This is a genomic window from Aquabacterium sp. (genome assembly GCF_035476535.1).
Classification (GTDB): domain Bacteria; phylum Pseudomonadota; class Gammaproteobacteria; order Burkholderiales; family Burkholderiaceae_C; genus Pseudaquabacterium.
This window is the reverse complement of the sequence record NZ_DATILJ010000195.1, coordinates 1-17,655: the sequence shown is the minus strand read 5'-3', so window position 1 is coordinate 17,655 and position 17,655 is coordinate 1. Positions and strand designations below refer to the sequence as shown.

13 protein-coding genes and 1 pseudogene are annotated in these 17,655 nt (G+C 69.8%); 8 read left to right on the top strand and 6 right to left on the bottom strand.

Going from position 1 to position 17,655, the window contains the following annotated elements; all coding sequences use genetic code 11:
• The 4 genes from VLK61_RS19220 to VLK61_RS19205 form a co-directional block, all read right to left on the bottom strand.
• A partial coding sequence (locus VLK61_RS19220) for a hypothetical protein (RefSeq protein WP_325423233.1) occupies positions 1–446 on the bottom strand: 446 nt, incomplete at its 3' end.
• Positions 443–2,887: a hypothetical protein gene (locus VLK61_RS19215; protein ID WP_325423232.1), complete on the bottom strand. Its 2,445-nt coding sequence runs from the start codon at positions 2,885–2,887 to the stop codon at positions 443–445. The genes VLK61_RS19220 and VLK61_RS19215, both read right to left, overlap by 4 nt.
• 204 nt (positions 2,888–3,091) lie before the next feature.
• Positions 3,092–4,549, bottom strand: a complete 1,458-nt coding sequence (locus tag VLK61_RS19210; RefSeq protein ID WP_325423231.1) for a TIGR01777 family oxidoreductase — start codon at positions 4,547–4,549, stop codon at positions 3,092–3,094.
• Position 4,550: 1 nt separating this feature from the next.
• A complete protein-coding gene (locus tag VLK61_RS19205) occupies positions 4,551–5,204 on the bottom strand; it encodes a DUF4166 domain-containing protein (RefSeq protein ID WP_325423230.1) in 654 nt (217 codons plus the stop codon).
• A 185-nt stretch (positions 5,205–5,389) separates the two neighbouring features.
• Between VLK61_RS19205 and VLK61_RS19200 the strand changes: the two genes are divergently transcribed.
• Positions 5,390–7,279 carry a sensor histidine kinase gene (locus VLK61_RS19200; protein WP_325423229.1) on the top strand — a complete coding sequence of 630 codons (1,890 nt, stop codon included), beginning with the start codon at positions 5,390–5,392 and terminating at the stop codon, positions 7,277–7,279.
• A complete protein-coding gene (locus VLK61_RS19195; protein ID WP_325423228.1) occupies positions 7,276–8,661 on the top strand; it encodes a sigma-54-dependent transcriptional regulator in 1,386 nt (461 codons plus the stop codon). Before VLK61_RS19200 ends, VLK61_RS19195 begins: the two co-directional genes overlap by 4 nt.
• A 9-nt stretch (positions 8,662–8,670) precedes the next feature.
• Here VLK61_RS19195 and VLK61_RS19190 read toward each other — a convergent pair whose 3' ends face one another.
• On the bottom strand, positions 8,671–9,600 hold the full coding sequence (locus tag VLK61_RS19190; protein ID WP_325423227.1) for a LysR family transcriptional regulator: 930 nt from the start codon (positions 9,598–9,600) through the stop codon (positions 8,671–8,673).
• 123 nt (positions 9,601–9,723) lie between these two features.
• Here VLK61_RS19190 and VLK61_RS19185 point away from each other — a divergent pair, with 123 nt between their 5' ends.
• Genes VLK61_RS19185 through VLK61_RS19165 form a run of 5 tightly spaced genes read left to right on the top strand, consistent with a single transcriptional unit; the run spans position 9,724 to position 15,640 of the window.
• Positions 9,724–10,707 carry a Bug family tripartite tricarboxylate transporter substrate binding protein gene (locus tag VLK61_RS19185; protein ID WP_325423226.1) on the top strand — a complete coding sequence of 328 codons (984 nt, stop codon included), beginning with the start codon at positions 9,724–9,726 and terminating at the stop codon, positions 10,705–10,707.
• 6 nt (positions 10,708–10,713) lie between these two features.
• Positions 10,714–12,240, top strand: coding sequence for a UxaA family hydrolase (locus VLK61_RS19180; RefSeq protein WP_325423225.1), 1,527 nt, complete (start codon positions 10,714–10,716; stop codon positions 12,238–12,240).
• A gap of 25 nt (positions 12,241–12,265) precedes the next feature.
• The gene (locus VLK61_RS19175; RefSeq protein WP_325423224.1) at positions 12,266–13,747 is read left to right on the top strand and encodes an NAD-dependent succinate-semialdehyde dehydrogenase; all 1,482 of its coding nucleotides are present in this window, start codon (positions 12,266–12,268) and stop codon (positions 13,745–13,747) included.
• Entirely contained in the window at positions 13,744–14,547 is an 804-nt protein-coding gene (gene hpaI, locus VLK61_RS19170; RefSeq protein ID WP_325423223.1) for a 4-hydroxy-2-oxoheptanedioate aldolase, read from the top strand. The genes VLK61_RS19175 and hpaI overlap by 4 nt, the downstream gene beginning before the upstream one ends.
• A gap of 28 nt (positions 14,548–14,575) precedes the next feature.
• Positions 14,576–15,640 carry a tartrate dehydrogenase gene (locus VLK61_RS19165; RefSeq protein WP_325423222.1) on the top strand — a complete coding sequence of 355 codons (1,065 nt, stop codon included), beginning with the start codon at positions 14,576–14,578 and terminating at the stop codon, positions 15,638–15,640.
• 128 nt (positions 15,641–15,768) lie between these two features.
• On the opposite strand, the pseudogene VLK61_RS19160 reads toward VLK61_RS19165, so the two are convergent.
• Positions 15,769–16,335, bottom strand: a pseudogene (locus tag VLK61_RS19160) (DUF1016 N-terminal domain-containing protein); the annotation flags it as partial.
• A 455-nt stretch (positions 16,336–16,790) separates the two neighbouring features.
• Between VLK61_RS19160 and VLK61_RS19155 the strand changes: the two are divergent.
• Entirely contained in the window at positions 16,791–17,504 is a 714-nt protein-coding gene (locus tag VLK61_RS19155) for a BPSS1780 family membrane protein (protein WP_325423221.1), read from the top strand.
• The last annotated feature ends 151 nt before the right edge of the window (positions 17,505–17,655 follow it).

Sequence of the window (17,655 nt, the reverse complement as noted above, 5' to 3'; positions counted from 1 at the left end):
TGCACCAGCAGCAGCGTGCGGCCCTTGAGCTGGGGCGCCGGGGCCGGTACCAAGATGCCATTGAGCCATTGCCGCAGGCCCTGGTGCGGCGTCAGCTGGCCGTCCAGCAGCGTCAGCCCCTGCGTCACCTGGTTCGGGCCGACGTCCTGGAACGAGAACGACGTCAACGCATGGCCGAAGCCGAACAGCCCGGCACGCCGCGCACGGCCGCGCAGGCTTTGCGAGGGCGGCGGCTCGTAGACCCAGCGCAGCACGCCGTCATCGTCGTGCAGGCTGACGCTGGCCCGCGGGTCCTGCATCTGCGGCGTGAAGCCGCGGCGCCGCCTTGTCGTGATCGGCAACTCGATCGCCGCACCCGGCGTTTCGTTGAGCCCGAGTTGTTCGTCGGCACCCTGCCAGAGCCGCGCATCGAAGCTCGCCGAAACCGATGTCGGCGACGTGCTCATGGTCGATCTCCAATGATCGGCAGCGGCGTGATCAGGTGTTCACGCGCCGTCGCGATGTCGAGGATGGAATCGAAGTCGGCCGCTTCGCGCAGCGCGTCGATGCCGGCCTGGCGGGCTTCGCGGAAGCCGCAGTGCTCGGTCAGCCGCACCGTCTCGATCGGCGCCAGCCGGCCTTCGCGGATCAGCTTCCACACGCTGGCATGGTCGATGGTCCACCAGGGCGCGCGCTGCACCTTGCCGGTGTCGGCCGCGTCGCGCTCGGTGTCCGCGTCGTCGTCACGGCCGGCCGGCAAGGCCGCACGGAACGCGGACTGGAAGCTGCTGTGGCGCCAGTAGCCCGGCAAGGCATGGCCCTTGAGCAGGAAGATCACCGGGTAGATGTCCACCAGCTCCAGGCAGGCCGCGAACATCGCCGCCAGGTCGATGCAGGTGCCCATGCGCGAATCATGGATCGCACTCGGCGTGCGCAGGCGCTGCGAATCCAGGTGCGCGCTGTAGGCCGGCGGCGGGTTGATGTAGCCCAGCTGCCACTCATGCAGCAGTGCGGCCCAGATCGCCTCGACCTGCAGGTCGATGTTGTCCAGCGCATCCTCGTCGGGCGAGGGCGCGGACTGGTAGCCCTCGAAGCCGGCGCTGGGGTCGTCGCGGATCACGCGCACATAGCGCTGCGCGGCGCTCACCGCCCGCTGGATCGCCGGGTCGCGCGGCAGCACGAACGAAGGCAGCCACTTGCCGCTGCTGAGGTTGTCGCGCCACTGGTCCACCGGCAGCAGGCGCAGCGGGTAGGTGTCGGTCAGCACGGCCAGGCCGTCGACGGTGATCTGCACGAACAGCGTGCTCAGCACCGCCTCGGACACGGTGCGCATCAGCGCCGCGGTCAAGGGCACCTGGATGCGCTTGAGCAGGTTCACGCGCGGCGCGCTCAGTTCGATCTCGCACTCGTAGCGCGCGCGCTCGGGGCCGACATGCAACTCGACGACGATGTGCAGCCGCGGCACCGCATCGGGCACGGTGCAGCGCAGCTCGAAGCGGTCGAACAAGGGGCGGTGGTTGTGCAGCTCGGCGTAGTTGATCTCGGTCTTGGGCGTGACCAGCAGTTCCACCGGGCTGGGCCGCGAAGAACGGGATGAAGGGGCCGAAGGCCTGCCGTCGCTGACGGTGGCCGGCGCCAGCGTGGCCTTGTCGCCCGGCGGCGCGGTGCTGCGCCATTCAACACCCACCGCGCGCGGCGCACTTTCGCGGCCGCGCGGCGGGGTCAGCGGCGCACGCGCCCACAGCGCGATGCCGGTGCCCGGCACCAGGTCGACCTGGCGCCGCACCTCGGCCCAGGCGCTGTCGAAGGCGATGGGCAGGCACCAGTCGAGCAGGCGCAGCCGGCCGTACAGGTTCTCGAAGAAGTACTCGCTCAGCGAATCGTCGAAGCTGTCCTGGAAGCCCATGCTGGCCAGCACGCCGGCGGGCAGCAGCATCGGCGCCAGCCGCGCGGCCGAGTTCCACACGTTCAGGCCGACGAAGAACGGCGCGTTGCGGCCGGCCACCAGCGCGCTGGCCAGCTGCTGCGGCCGCACCATCGTGGCCAGGCCGTCTTCGCGGCGCAGCAGGCAGCCGTCGAACACGGTCTCGGCCTGGCCCAGCAGCTCGGCCACGGTCCATTCGGCCGTGCCCATCGTGATGCGGGCATCCTCGCCGCCGCACTCGCGCAAGAGCACCAGACCCTGGTGGCTGTCGCAGCCGGTGAAGTGCACGATCTCGGGCTTGAAGCCTTCGCAGGTCTTCCTCAGTTCGTCCAGCGTGGGCGTGTCCAGCACCCGCCAACGCGCATCGTCAGCGGCCATGTCGAAGGCCGCGCGCATGCGTTCCTGCTCCTGCTGCGCGTCGTAGGTCTGCGCCAGCGCGCCGGGGAAACTCTGCACGAACAGCACCCGCGGCGCCAGTCGCCGCCCGCTGAAGGCCTGCGGCGCAAACTCCGGCGGCCAGCGCGCGCGGCCCTTGCGCCGGCCGGCATCCACCGCCAGGTGGCGCATCACCGTCAATTGCGGCCCGCCGCGGCGGAACGGCCGGGTGGCGCGCGACAGCACGAATTCCCACGGAAAGGTGCGGCCATCCCAGCCGACGTTTTCCACCTCGTAGGGCATCTCCACCACCAGGTGGCCGGCCACCGCCATCTCGCGCACCGCCGCTTCGTCCAGGCCGAAGGCGTTCAGCGTGGCCATCGCGTCGCGCTGGTGCATCGCCAGCGCATCGGCGCTGTCGCGCCAGCGCTCGCGGCTGCGCAGCACATAGCTCCAGCGCCGCGCTTCGGCCGCCAGCGAGGCCGGGCGGTAGCTGGCCGGATCGACACCCTCGGGCTGCAGCGGCCGGCTGCTCAGCGGGTAACGCCGGCCCGCGGTGACGATGGCCATGCGGTCCAGGAAACTCGATCCATCACTGCGCTCGTTCATTCCGGCTCCGGGGGTTGCAGCGCCAGGCCCGCGTCCGCGGCCGGCAGGCAGGCAGCGCATCAGCGTGGGATGCGAAGCCTAGCACCGCAGGCGCAGGGGCCAGTGCATGAGCACGGGCGGGCGCTGCGCGGTTCAGCCGGCGCAGGAGCGCGGGCTCGCGCCGGCCGTTCAGCCGGCGCATGAGCGCGGGTCCGCGCCGGCCGTTCAGCCGGCGCGTGTGGCCGCCGCCAGCGCGCGGGCAGCCTCCTCCAGCGTGGCATGCCGGAAGCGGTAGCCCGCCGCCTGCGCGGCCATCGGCCGCACCGGCTGCCCGCACAGCAGCAGCTCGGACATCTCGCCCATCAGCAGGCGCAGCGGCGCCGCCGGCATGCGCAGCCACACCCGGCGGCCGAACGAGGTGGCCAGCGCCGCCGCGAACTCGGCCTGCTTCGGCAGCTGCGGTGCCACGGCATTCACCGCACCCGACAGCGCCGGCGTGTCGATCGCGAAGCGGATCAGCCCGATCGCATCGTCATGGTGGATCCACGGCACCGGCTGGCGGCCATCGCCGAGTACCGCGCCAAGACCCCAGCGCGCGGCCAGCGCCTGCGGCGGGTAGGCACCCCCTTCGGCGCCCAGCACGATACCGAAGCGCAGCCGCACGACCCGCAGGCCCAGCGCTTCGGCGCGCCGCGCTTCATGCTCGATGGCCACACACAGGTCGGACTGGAAGCGGCCGGGCTGCGGCGGCGCCCGCTCGTCCAGCGGCGCCTCGCCCGCCGGCACGCCGTAGTAGCCCACCGCCGATGCCGCGACGAACACCGCGGGCCGCTGCGCGAGCCGGCGCATCAGCGTGATCAGCGCGGCGGTGGTGTCGACCCGGCTGCGGATCAGCAGCTGCCGGCGGGCTGGCGTCCACGGCGCGCCCAGCACCGTGGCGCCGGCCAGGTTGACCACCGCGGCAATGGCGGTGTCAGGCGGGATGTCGTCCAGCCGTTCGACGACCCAGACCTGCGGCCCCAGCAGCGCCCGGGCCCGCAGCGCATCGCGGCTCAGCACGATGACGCGGCGGCCGTCGCGCAGCAGTTGCCGCACCAGGCCTGAGCCGACGAAGCCGGTGCCACCCGCCACCAGCACCGCCGGGCCGGTGGCGGCGGGAACAGCACTGTCGGCGGCCTGCGCCGCCGCGCGGTGGAACAAGCGTCGCGCAGCCATGGCATTCCTCAGCGCCCAGGCTAGCACGCCGGCGGCGAACAGGGTCAACAGGCCCGACAGCGCCCCGTAGGACACCGGCACCCAGCCGCTCGGCTGCAAGAACCAGCGCCACGCCACCGGCGCGAACAGGCCGATGAACGCGCCGTAGCCCAGGGCCAGCACGGTGTGCAGCACGCGCTCGGCCGCTGGCAGCCGCCGGCTGCGGTCTTCCTCCAGGAAGTCCAGCAGGGTGACAATCACTTCGCACACCAGCAACGCCGTCAGCAGCAACGCGCACCACCCCAGCCAGCGCCACCAGGCCAGGCCGAAGAACAGCACGCCATACATCGCCTCCCGCAGCGCATGCAGCGCCAGTTCACGGCGGGCGCCGGTGCACTGCGGCAGCCGGGCCTGCAGCTCGTGGTGCCAGAAGTTGTCCAAGGCGCCCAGCAGCGCCTGCACGCTCAACAAGGTCAGCACGGTGCTCATCTCAAGCACTTCCGTCGGGGTCGATGAACACGCCGCTCTGCTGGAAGGTGCGGCCCCACCACGGGTGGTCCATCGCCAGCGTGAAACGGAAGCGTCCGGGGCCGAGGTCCTGGTGCTCGGCCCGGCAGGTGCCCGGCGCCAGCCAGGCCGGCACCGGCAGCTGCCAGCCGAACAGGTCGAAGAAGTAGCTGCGGCTGCGGAAGACGAGTGCGCCGCGCTCCTCGAACACCTCCAGGTGCATGGCCAGGCCGCCGACGGTGCGTTCGATCAGCCCGCCGTCGGCGCCCTGCAGTTTGGTCGAGCGCACGATGCGGCCGGGTGCGCCGGCACGGCCCGCGAACTGGCGCTCCCAGATCACGCCGCCGCGGGCATCGGCGCGCACCCGCACGCGGGTCGGCAGCGCATCGACACGGGCCGTGCTCAGCGGGCCGCCGAACAGCCGCGCCACCACTGCGTAGGCCCGGCCGACGGCGGAGCAGGCCAGGTCCATGCGGCCTTCGTACACCGTCTCGGCATGGCCGACGGCAAAGCGGCGGCGCACCGCGGCCGGCAGGCGGCTCCAGCCTTCGCTACCGACCAGGGCCGCCAGGTCCAGGGGCCGATGCGGCTGTGCGGGAGCCATGGAGACGGCCCCGCAGGCGCTGAGCTTGAACACGGTGTGAACTCCGTTGATGGACACACCCGGGTCAGCGCAGCATCCGTGCCACGCGCCCGGCCACGCCAAGTGCTTGATTTCATGGGCAGGCGCCCGCGCCCCTGTGTCCGGCGGATACAGGTGGCGGCTGCACGCCGTCAACGCTGTTTACAGGCACGCGGCGCTGCGGCAGGATGCGCGGCTGCATGGCCCTCCACATCGCATTTGCCCTGGCGCTGTTCGAAACCCTGGCGCTGGCCGGTGTGCTGCTGGTCTGGGCGCGGCAAGTGGACGGTGCACGGCTGCTGGTGGCGTTCCTGGTCGGCATCGTGGTCTGGATCACCGGCAACGAGCTGCCGAACTGGCTGGGCCCGCCGGCGATGCGGCTGGCGATGTCGCTGCTGGCCACCGCGCCGCTCAGCGCCGCCGCGTTCCTGCACTTCTGCCTGGTGATCTGCCGGCTGCCGCGGCCCCGCTGGGCGCTGGGGCTGGCCTATGGCGCGGGCGCCGCCGCGATGCTGCTGTCGGTCATCGTCAGCCCGGGACACTTCCAGCCCTTCGCCGGCATCACCTGGGTGCCGATGCCGAACTGGGCCGGCTGGATCACCAGCCTGACCTGGGGCGCAGTGGCCGGCAGCGGCATGCTCGTGCTGCTGTTCAGCCTGGCGCGGCCGCAGCCACCCGCGCAGTTCCGGCAGACCGCCGCGGTGGCGCTGTCCTGCGGCTGGGGCCTGGTGTGCATGTCGGGCTACGGCATCGCGGCCTTCGAGCTGCCGTTCTACCCATGGCCGCTGCTGGGCTTGCCGCTGTATCCGCTGATCCTCGTGTACGGGATGCTGCGCTATCGGGTGTTCGTCGCCAATGCCTGGGCCCGGCGCGCGCTGGCCTGGGCGCTGCTGCTGGCGCTGGGACTGGCGGTGGTGCCGCTGACGCTGCTGCTGCCGGTGGAATCCCGCTGGCTCAGCGGCGCCGCGGTAGCAGCCACTTGCCTGGCGCTGAACGGGCCCGTGCGGCGCTTTGCCGAACGGCTGGTGTACCCGGGCGCCAGCGTGTCCGCGGCCGACCTGGCCGATTGGCGCCAGGCGCTGGACAGTGCCGAATCGCCGGACGCGCTGGCGCAGACCGCGGCGGCGCTGCTGTCGCAGCGTGTCGGCACCGAGATCGCCGTGTCGATCGGCGACGCGACCCACGGGTCTTCCGGCGCCGCCCCCCTGGCCGCCGAACCGGCACGCCCGCTGCTGCTGTGCCATGCCGGCCACGGCGGCAACGGCGCCTGGGCCACCACGCTGCACGGCTGGGACGCCGCGCCGCCAGGCCCGCGCCACCTGGCCGAGTTCTTCGGCGTGGTGCTGGCCGAAGCCGCCGCGCAAGTGCAGCGCGCCCAGCAAGCCGGCCAGCGTGAGCGGGAGCGGCAGTTGCAGGCCCGGCTGGCCGAGCTCGGCGCACTGGCGGCGACGGTGGCGCACGACCTGCGCAACCCGCTGAACATCATCGCGATGGCGGTGGCCACCGCACCGGCCGAGACCCGGCAGGAGGTGGCCGGCCAGGTGGCCCGCATCTCGCGCCTGGCCGAGGACCTGCTGGACTATGCGAAGCCGTGGCAATTGAAGCGCCAGCCGTTCGACCTGGCCGCGCGGCTGCGCGAACTGCTGCGGCGCTGGCCGGAGGTGGAACTCGCGCCGGCCCTGCGCGAACCCTGGTGGGTCGACGCCGACCCGCAGCGCGTGGACCAGGCGCTGGGCAACCTGCTCACCAATGCGCGCACGGCGGCCCACACAACAGCCCACACAGCGGCCCATTCGACGGCCTCCGCGGCCGGCCCGCAGCGCGTGCTGATCGACATCGAGCTTGTGCCCAGCACGCCCGCCGACACGGTGCTGCTGCATGTCTGCGACCAAGGCCCCGGCGTGCCGCCCGACCTGCGCGAACGCCTGTTCGAGCCCTTCGCTTCGCGCAGCCCCGGCGGCACCGGCCTGGGCCTGGCGATCGTCGCGCGCATCATGGCCGCGCACGGCGGCGCGGTGAACCTCAGCGATCGGCCCCCTTGGACCACCTGCTTCACGCTGCGCTTCACCGCGGCAGCGGCTCCACCATGAACCCACCCAGCCCCGCCGGCCACATCCTGCTCGTCGACGACGAGCCCGCGTTCCAGCGCCTGGGCGGCGCGTTCCTGACCAGCCTGGGCCACCGCGTCAGCGTGGCCGGCGATGCCGAGAAGGCGCTGGCCGCCTTTGCTCAAGCGCCGCCGGACATCGTGCTGCTGGACCTGGCGATGCCGCCGCGCATGGACCCCGAGGCCGGGCTCGAATTGATTCCGAAGTTCGCGCCCGCGCTGGTGGTGGTGCTCACCGGCCATGGCGACCACGAACTCGCGCTGCGAGCCACCGAACTCGGCGCCTGGGACTTCGTGATCAAGCCGATCGAGCCCGAGATGCTGCGCTTCATCGTCGGCCGCGCCTTGAACAAGGCCCGGCTCGATGCCGAACTGCGTGCACTGCGCTCGCAGCAAGCCCATGACGACGATCTCGGCCTGATCGGCCAGACCGCGCCGATGCAGCAACTGCGTGCGATGGTGCGGCGTGTGGCGCCGACGCCGATGAGCGTGATCGTGCTCGGCCCCACCGGCACCGGCAAGGAGCTGGTGGCGCGCGCGCTGCATGGCTGCAGCCAGCACAGCGGCGGGCCCTTCGTCGTGATCAACTGCGGCGCGCTGTCGGCCGAACTGCTGGAGAGTGAGCTGTTCGGCCATGTCAAGGGCAGCTTCACCGGTGCCTGGCGCGACCAGCCCGGGCTGGTGGAGGCCGCCCACCGCGGCACGCTGTTCCTCGACGAAGTCGGCGAGATGCCGCTGCCCATGCAGGTCAAGCTGCTGCGTTTTCTGCAGGAAGGCAGCTACCTGCCGGTGGGCAGCCGCACGCTCAAGCATGCGCAGGCGCGCGTGCTCGCCGCCACCCACCGCGACCTGGACGCGATGGTGCAGGACGGCAGCTTCCGCGAAGACCTGTTCTATCGCCTGAAAGGCGTGGTGCTGCGCACGCCGGCGCTGGCCGAGCGACGTGCCGATGTGCCGCTGCTGGCCGCCCGCTTCCTGCGCCGCAGCGCGCCGCGGGCCCGCTTCACGCCCGATGCGCTGGCCTGGCTGGCGGCGCGCGACTGGCCCGGCAACGTGCGCGAACTGCGCGCGGTGGTGGAATCGGCCGGGGCGCTGATCCTGCCCGGCAGCGATGCGGTGGATGCCGACCTGCTGCGCCTGGCCAGCGGTGAAGCGGTCGACATGACGCCCACTTCAGGCGCTATCACCACCAGCCTGGTCAGCACCGCCAGCGGCGCGCTGGATGCCGCCGTCGCCGAACTGGAACAACGCATGATCCGCGACGCGATGGCCGCCAGCGGCGGCAACCAGTCCGAAGCCGCGCGGCGGCTGGGCATCTCCCGCGTCGGCTTGATCAAGAAGCTGACGCGGCTGGGCTGGCGCTGAACGCTCCGGTCAGGTCGGCACCGCCTGGCGCAGGCACTCGATCAGCTGCGCGCTGGCCGGCGTGCGCAGGCGCCCTCGCATCGTGATGATGCCCACCGGCGGCAGCTCGATGGGCACGGCAATGGCCAGCACCTTCACCAGCCCTTCCCGCTCGAAGTGCCGCGCCACGCTGCGCGCGACGAAGCCGATCGCCGGGCGCTGGCGCACGAAGCTCAGCGTGGCCAGGAAGGACGCCGATTCGATGATGTCCACCGGCGGGTTCAGCCCATGCTTGTAGAACATCTGGTTCAGCTTGATGCGTGACGAGGCCCAGGGCGGCGGCAGCACCCAGGGCAGCGTGGCCAGGTCGCCCCAGCCGGGCTTGCGCTTGCGCGTGAGCGCGTGGTCGGGTCGGCTGATGATGGCCATCGGCTCGTCGTACAGCGCCTCGGTGTCCAGGTCCGGCGCCGCATAGCCGGGCTCCAGCCGGCCGACGAAGAGGTCCAGCTCGGCCACCCGCAGGCGCGGCAGCAGGCGCGTCAGGTCTCCTTCTTCGATGGCCACCGTGGTCAGTGCCGAGCGCGCCTTCAGCAGCTCTACCGCGCGGGTCAGCAGCACCGGCATCGCCACCACCATCGCGCCGACGGTGGTGCGGCCGGCCGCGCCGCTGGCCACGGCGGCGATCTCGTCGCGCGTGCGTCCGAAATCGGCCAGCACCGAGCGCGCGAAGCGCACCACCGTCTCGCCATAGGGCGTGGGCTCGGTGCCGCGGGTGGAGCGCACGAACAGGTCGAGCCCGAACATGCGCTCGATCTCGTTCAAGGACTTCGACACCGCCGGCTGCGTCAGCGACAGGAATTCCGAGGCCCGGCCCAGGTGCCGGAACTGGTCCAGCGCGACCAGCAACTGCAGGTGCTTGAGCTTCAGGTTCGAGCGCAGCACACGGTCGATATCGCTCATCGCAGCTACATAACCAAAAGGGAAAGAAGAGAGTCTATTACTTCATTGGATTGCCATGATGATGACACCCACAATGAAGACATACCGGGCGACTTTCACGGCACCGGACCCAGGAGACAAGACATGCACCCGACCCGCCGCCACTTCGTTCTGCGCAGCCTGGGCGCCAGCGCCTTGCTGGCCACCACCGCCCGCAGCTGGGCCGCCGGCTACCCCGATCGGCCGATCACCTTCGTCTGCCCCTGGCCGGCCGGCGGCACGGCCGACATGACCATGCGCGCGCTGTGTGGCGCAGCAGCCAAGCAGCTGGGCCAGACCATCGTTGTCGAGAACAAGGCCGGTGCCTCGGGCATGCTGGGGCTGAAGGCGCTGGCCAGTGCCAAGCCGGACGGCTACACCATCGGCCAGATCCCGATCTCGGTGACGCGCTTCTCGCAGCTGGGCACGGTGCAGATCGATCCGCTGAAAGACCTGACCTACCTGGCCCGCACCTCGGGACAGGCCTTCGGCATCGCCGTGCGCACCGACGCACCGTGGAAGACGCTGAAGGAGTTCGTCGCCGCGGCCAAGGCCGACCCGGGCAAGCTGACCTACGGCAGCGCCGGCATCGGCGGCGCCACCCATGTGGGCATGGAAGAGTTTGCGCTGGCCGCCGGCGTGCAGTTCAACCACATTCCGTACAAGGGCGGGGCGCCGGCTCTGCAGGACCTGATGGGCGGGCAGATCGACGCGCTGGCCGATTCCAGTTCCTGGGCGCCGCATGTCAAGGCCGGCAAGCTGCGCCTGCTGGCCACCTGGGGCGAAAAGCGCACGCAGGACTTTCCGCAGACCCCCACCTTGCGTGAGCAGGGCTTCGATGTGGTGGTCGATGCGCCGAACGGCATCGGCGCACCGAAAGGCCTGGACCCGGCCATCGAGCGCAAGCTGCGTGAGGTGTTCAAGGCGGCCGCCGCCAGCCCCGAGTTCACCTCGGCCTGCGACAAGATCGATGCGCCGCTGATGTACCTGGACGGGCCGGACTACGAGAAGTATGTGGCCGCGACGTACAAGAAGGAGACCGTGTTGATCGAGCGCTTGAAGCTCAAAGAGCTGATGGCCAAAGGCTGACACCTCATGGCCACGCCCTCCCCGCTGATCCGCCTGCACGCCAACGACAGCGTGCTGATCGCCCGCCAGCCGATTGCGCTGGGCCAGGAGTTGCCCGAGTTCGGCCTGCGCATGCGCGCCCAGGTGCCGGCCGGACACAAGATCGCCGCGCGCCGCATCGCCGCCGGCGAGCCGGTGAAGAAGTACGACACCGTGATCGGCGCCGCGGCGCGCGACATCGAGGCCGGCGAGCATGTGCACACGCACAACCTGAGGCTGGTCGACTTCGACCGCGACCCCGGCTTCTGCGAAGACGTGCGGCCGGTCGACTACGTGCCCGAGGCCGAACGCGCCACCTTCATGGGCATCGTGCGCCCCGATGGTCGCGTGGCCACGCGCAACTTCATCGGCATCCTGGCATCGGTGAACTGCTCGGCCACTGCGGTGCAGCGCATTGCCGCGCACTTCACGCCCGAGCGGCTGGCGGCCTGGCCGAACGTCGATGGTGTCGCCGCCTTTGCGCAGACCAGTGGCTGCGGCATGTCCTCGCCCAGCGAACACTTCGACGTGCTGCGCCGCACGATCGCCGGTTATGCACGCCATCCGAACCTGGCCGGCGTGCTGATCATCGGCCTGGGCTGCGAACGCAACCAGGTCGCCGACCTCGTGGCATCGCAGGGCCTTCAAGCCGGCCCCTTGATGCAAACGATGGTGATGCAGGACACCGGCGGCACGCGCGCGACGATCGCCGCCGGCATTGCCGCGGTCGAGGCCATGCTGCCGGCGGCCAACGACATCCAGCGCCAGCCGGTCAGCGCCAGCCACCTGAAGATCGGCTTGGAATGCGGCGGTTCGGATGGTTTTTCCGGCATCACCGCGAACCCGGCGCTCGGCGCGGCGATGGACATCCTGGTGCGCCATGGCGGCACGGCCATCCTGTCGGAGACGCCGGAGATCCACGGCGTCGAATACATGCTGACGCGCCGCGCGGTGAGCCCGGAAGTCGGCCAGAAACTGCTGGACCGCCTGGCTTGGTGGGAGCAGTACACACGCGGCCACAACGGCCAGTTCAACGGCGTCGTCGGTCCCGGCAACCAGGCCGGCGGGCTGGCCAACATCTTCGAAAAGTCGCTCGGTTCGGCGATGAAGGGCGGCACCACGCCGCTGCAGGCGGTCTACGAGTACGCCGAACCGATCACGGCCTCCGGCTTCGTGTTCATGGATTCACCCGGCTACGACCCGGTGGCCTCCACCGGCCAGATCGCCAGCGGCGCGAACCTGATCTGCTTCACCACCGGCCGCGGCTCGATGTTCGGCTCCAAGCCGGCGCCGACGATCAAGCTGGCCAGCAACACCGCCATGTTCACGCGGCTGGAAGAGGACATGGACATCAACTGCGGCCTGGTGCTGGACGGCGATGTGAGCGTCCAGCAGATGGGCCAGCTGATCTTCGAACACATCCTGCGCAGCGCCTCGGGCGAATCGACCAAGAGTGAATTGCTGGGCCTGGGCGACCATGAGTTCGTGCCCTGGCATCTGGGCATCGTCAGCTGAGGCTCAGACCTTCGATAGACAACACATGAACCTTCGACTCACCCATCCGAGCCTGATCCGCTCGTTGAACTTCATTGCCGGCGTGTGGCGCGGCGCGGCCGGCGGCGAGACCTTCGCCGTGCTGAACCCGGCCGACGACAGCCTGATCACGCAGGTGCCTGACAGCGGTGCGGCCGATGCGCGTGCCGCAGTGGACGCCGCACACGCCGCCTTCCCGGCCTGGCGTGCCACGCCGGCCAAGGCCCGGGCGCAATTGCTCAAGCGCTGGTTTGCGCTGATCGTTCAGCACCAGGAAGACCTGGGCCGCTTGATCTCGCTGGAGCAAGGCAAGCCGCTGGCCGAAGGGCGCGGCGAGGTGTTGTATGCCGCGAGTTATGTCGAGTGGTTCGCCGAAGAGGCCGTGCGCGCCGATGGCGACATCATTCCCGCGCCGGTGAGCGGCCGCCGCATGATGGCGCTGCGTGAACCGGTCGGTGTGGTCGCGACGATCACGCCGTGGAACTTTCCGGCCGCGATGATCGCGCGCAAGATCGCACCGGCGCTGGCGGCAGGCTGCACCGTCGTCGCCAAGCCGGCTGAAGACACGCCGCTCACCGCGCTGGCTTTGCTACGCCTGGCCGAAGAAGCCGGCTTCCCGCCGGGCGTGCTGAACATCGTCTGCGCGTCGCGCGAGCACACGCCCGAGGTGGTCGATGTCTGGCTGGCCGATGCCCGCGTGCGCAAGATCAGCTTCACCGGCTCGACGCCGGTGGGCAAGCACCTGGCACGCGAGTCGGCCGCCACGCTGAAGAAGCTGTCGCTGGAACTGGGCGGCAACGCACCGTTCATCGTGTTCGACGATGCCGATGTCGACGCCGCGGTCGAAGGCCTGATGGTCGCAAAGTTCCGCAACGGCGGCCAGACCTGCGTCTGCCCGAACCGCGTGTACGTGCAAGCCGGCGTGCACGATCACTTCGTCGACAAGCTGGCCGGCCGCGTCGCGGCACTGAAGGTCGGCCCGGCGAACCGCGATGAATCGCAGATCGGGCCGATGATCAACGCCCGGGCCGTCGACAAGATCGAACGCCACGTGAACGATGCAGTGGCTCATGGCGCCATGCGCGTGGTCGGTGGCCAGCGTGTGCGCAACACGGTGGCCGATGGCCCGAACTACTACGCGCCGACGGTGCTGTCCGGCGCCACGCCGGCGATGGCCTTGTCCTGCGAAGAGACCTTCGGCCCGGTGGTGCCGATCTTCCGCTTCGACAGCGAAGCCGAAGTGATCTCGCTGGCCAACGACACGCCCTTCGGCCTGGCGGCCTACTTCTACACGCAGAACCTGGCCCGCGTCTGGCGTGTCGCCGATGCGCTGGAAACCGGCATCGTCGGCATCAACGAAGGCGCCCTGGCGGCCGAAGCCGCGCCATTTGGCGGTGTCAAGGAATCCGGCTATGGTCGTGAAGGTTCACGACATGGTCTGGAGGACTACATGCACATCAAGTACGTTTGCCAAGGAAGCCTGGCATGAGCAGGAATTCGTTCAAGACGGCCCTCGCGAAACGCGAGCCGCAGATCGGCCTGTGGCTGTCGATGGCCGAGGCCTACACCGCCGAGGTCTGCGCCACCGCCGGCTTCCAGTGGCTGCTGGTCGATGGCGAACACGCACCGAACGACCTGCGCAGCCTGCTGGCGCAGTTGCAGGCGATCGCCGCCTACCCCAGCCACCCGGTGGTGCGCGTGGTCAATGGCGAAACCCACCGCATCAAGCAGTTGCTGGACATCGGCGCGCAGACCTTGCTGGTGCCGATGATCGACACGGCCGCGCAAGCCCGGGCCATGGTCGCCGCCACGCGCTATCCGCCCGATGGCGTGCGCGGCGTCGGCGCCGCAGTGGCCCGCGCGGCGCGCTGGGGCGCGCGGCGCGACTACGTGCATGTGGCCAACGACGAGGTCTGCCTGCTGGTGCAGGCCGAATCCACCACCGCACTGGCCAACCTGACAGAGATCTGCGCCGTCGACGGCGTGCACGGCGTCTTCATCGGCCCGGCCGACCTGGCGGCGTCGATGGGCCACCGCGGCAATGCCGGCCATGCCGAGGTGCAGGCTGCGATCGACCAGGGCATCAGCACCATCGTCGCCAGCGGCAAGGCTGCCGGCATCCTGACGGCCGATGCCACGCTGGCGCGGCACTACCTGGCGCTGGGCGCCACCTTCGTCGCGGTGGGCATCGACATCAGCCTGCTCGCCAACACCACGCGCAAGCTGGCGAACGACTTCGGCCTGGGCGCCGACGCAGCGATGAGCGCCGCCGGCGCATCCGCTTACTGATCAACGCTTCATCAGGAGACAGACAACTATGGCCAAGACATTCAAGATCGCCGCGATTCCCGGCGACGGCATCGGCAAGGAAGTGATGCCCGAGGGCTTGCGCGTGCTGCGCGCCGCGGCCAAGCGCTTCAACATCGCCCTGGAGGTCACCGACATCGAATGGGCCAGCTGCGACTACTACGCCCAGCACGGCCAGATGATGCCGGACGACTGGAAGGAACAGCTGATCGGCATGGACGCGCTGTACTTCGGCGCGGCCGGCTGGCCGGCCACGGTGCCGGACCACGTTTCGCTGTGGGGCTCGCTGATCAAGTTCCGCCGCGAGTTCGACCAGTACATCAACCTGCGCCCGGCGCGCTTGTTCGAAGGGGTGCCCTGCCCCCTGGCGAACCGGAAACCCGGTGACATCGACATGCTGATCGTGCGCGAGAACACCGAGGGCGAATACTCGTCGGTCGGCGGCGTGATGTTCCCCGGCACCGAGCGCGAATTCGTCTCGCAGACCTCGATCTTCACGCGCCACGGCTCAGAGCGGCTTCTGAAGTACGCGTTCGAACTGGCCCGCACACGCGAGCGCAAGCATGTGACGCTGGCCACCAAGAGCAACGGCATCTCGATCTCGATGCCCTGGTGGGACGAACGCGGCGCCGAGATCGGCGCCCAGTACCCCGACGTGACCTGGGACAAGCAGCACATCGACATCCTCAGCGCCCGCTTCGTGCTGCAGCCGCAGCGCTTCGACGTCGTCGCCGCCACCAACCTGTTCGGCGACATCCTGTCCGACCTGGGCCCGGCCTGCACCGGCACGATCGGTATCGCACCAAGCGCCAACCTGAATCCGGAGCGCAAGTTCCCGTCGCTGTTCGAACCGGTGCACGGCTCGGCGCCGGACATCTACGGCAAGAACATCGCCAATCCCGTCGGCATGATCTGGTCCGGCGCGATGATGCTGGACTTCCTGGGCCACCGCGAAGCGCACGACGCCATCGTCAAGGCGATCGAAAAAGTGTTGATCGACGGGCCGCGCACCGGCGACCTGGGCGGCACCGCCTCGACCACCGAGATGGGCGAGGCGGTGGCGAAGTTGGTTTGAGGGCTCATCCCCCAGCCCCACCATCGGGGATCGCGGATCACATGCTGCGGACTCTGTACCTCAGCGCCTTGATGGGCTAGGCGGGCCAACGCGTCCTTGTCCGTGGACAGGCCGCTGCGCTCGAAGTACTGCGTGGCAATCTGACGCTTGAGTTCGCGCACCGACCAGTTGCCGCGCAGCGCTTCCACTTCGTAGAACAGGCGTTTGAGGGGCGCTTCGATCTGCATCAGCTCTGCCAGGTGGCTGAATGACAGACGTTCCAGCAGCAGCCTGGGCGGCGGGCCGGCCGATCTGACAGCCGCACCTGCCAACTGACCTGTTCCGGATTCGGGAGACGCTGTCTCCCGAATCCGGGCCAGGGGCAGGGCGGCGAATACGGGAGTCGCCGCCTCCCGAATCTGCGGGTAGGCACCGTAGAACCGGTGAAAACGGCGCAGCTCGCGGACGTCGATGCGCTTCAGGCCGGTCTTCCGCAGCCTGTCGGCCAGCCGCTCCAGCAGCCGTTCGCCATACGCTGCCCGATCGGCGCCCTGCAACTCGAACTCGGCAATGTGACATCCGATCACCCAGTTGCGCAAGGTCAGGTTGATGTTGACTGCCTTGCTGGCCTGGGCGGCGAAGACCGCATGAGCCTGCGTGACGGCAGCCACCAGCCCCTCAAAGTCCGGACCGGGGACCACGGGGTCAGAACCCATACCCCGAGCCTCCCAGCTTCTGCCGGATCCGCTGATCCAGCTCTGCCTGCTTGGCCATCTGATCGTCCAGCAACCTGGCCCAGCACATCGCGCGCCTCGCTGGCTGATGCGTCGAAGAGTGTCTTCTTGATGTCGTCGAGCATGGGTCGGGCGGCGAGATATCGGCGAATGGTAGCCTCGCCGGCCCTCGACATCCCGCAATCCGCGACGGTCCGGGTCGAACTCGCAACGCCAGGCCGCTCCAAATCAACAATAGCGACTTTCGACATCTGCTGCCGGCGATAAACTGCCCCATCGGGTGAATGCCTGCCTCGGCGCACCGTGCGGCCCCTGCGCCGCACATCCGGTGCCGAGACCGTCACGCAACCGCCAAGTCGCTCGGCGCAGATCTTGCGTCGATCCCCCTGCAAGCATCCGGCCGCCGCAGCTGCCGGCCTGAAGGACTGAGGAGAGTCATGGAATCCGCAACATATGGCGCCACGCAGGCGCGTTCGGTGGACGCCGGCCGCGGCGTCAGCTGGTGGGGTGAAGGCTGGGCGCTGTTCATGAAGAACGCCGGCATGTGGGTGGTGATGGCGCTGATCTTCCTGATCATCTGCATCGTGCTCAGCGTCATCCCGATCCTCGGCGGGCTGGCCCTGGCTTTGCTGTTCCCGGTGTTCATCGGCGGCTTCCTGATGGCGGCCTACAAGCTGGAGGCCGGCGGCACGCTGGAAGTGGGCGACCTGTTCGCCGGCTTCAAGGAAAAGCTGACGCCGCTGGTGGTGCTGGGCGGCATCGTGCTGGGCGCGACCATCGTCATGTGGATCGTCATCGCCGCGCTGGGCGTCGGCGCCGCGGTGGGCATGGGCTCCGGGCAAGCGACCGGCGCCGGCTTCTTCGCCATCCTGCTGGCCGGCCTGATCGGCCTGGCCTTCGGCGTGCTGGTCGGCATGGCGATGTGGTTTGCGCCGGCCCTGGTGGTGTTCCATGACACGCCACCGGTCGACGCGATCAAGCTCAGCTTTGCCGCCGGCCTGAAGAACATCATCGCGTTCCTGATCTTCGGCGTGCTCTACCTCGTGGCGGCGGTCGTCGCGTCGATCCCCTTCGGGCTGGGCTGGCTGGTGCTGATTCCGGTGCTGATGCTGACGATGTACGCGTCTTACAAGGACGTGTTCGGGCGCTGATCAGCGCCGTGGCCACGGGCTGGCACTCACGTGCCATGCCGCCCGGCGCCGGCCCGGAAGCGCGTGGCGCCGGCCAGGGTTTCGCCCGAGGCCAGCGTGTCCAGGCCGGGGCCGGCGGCTACCATCCCGCCACGATGAACATGACCACCGC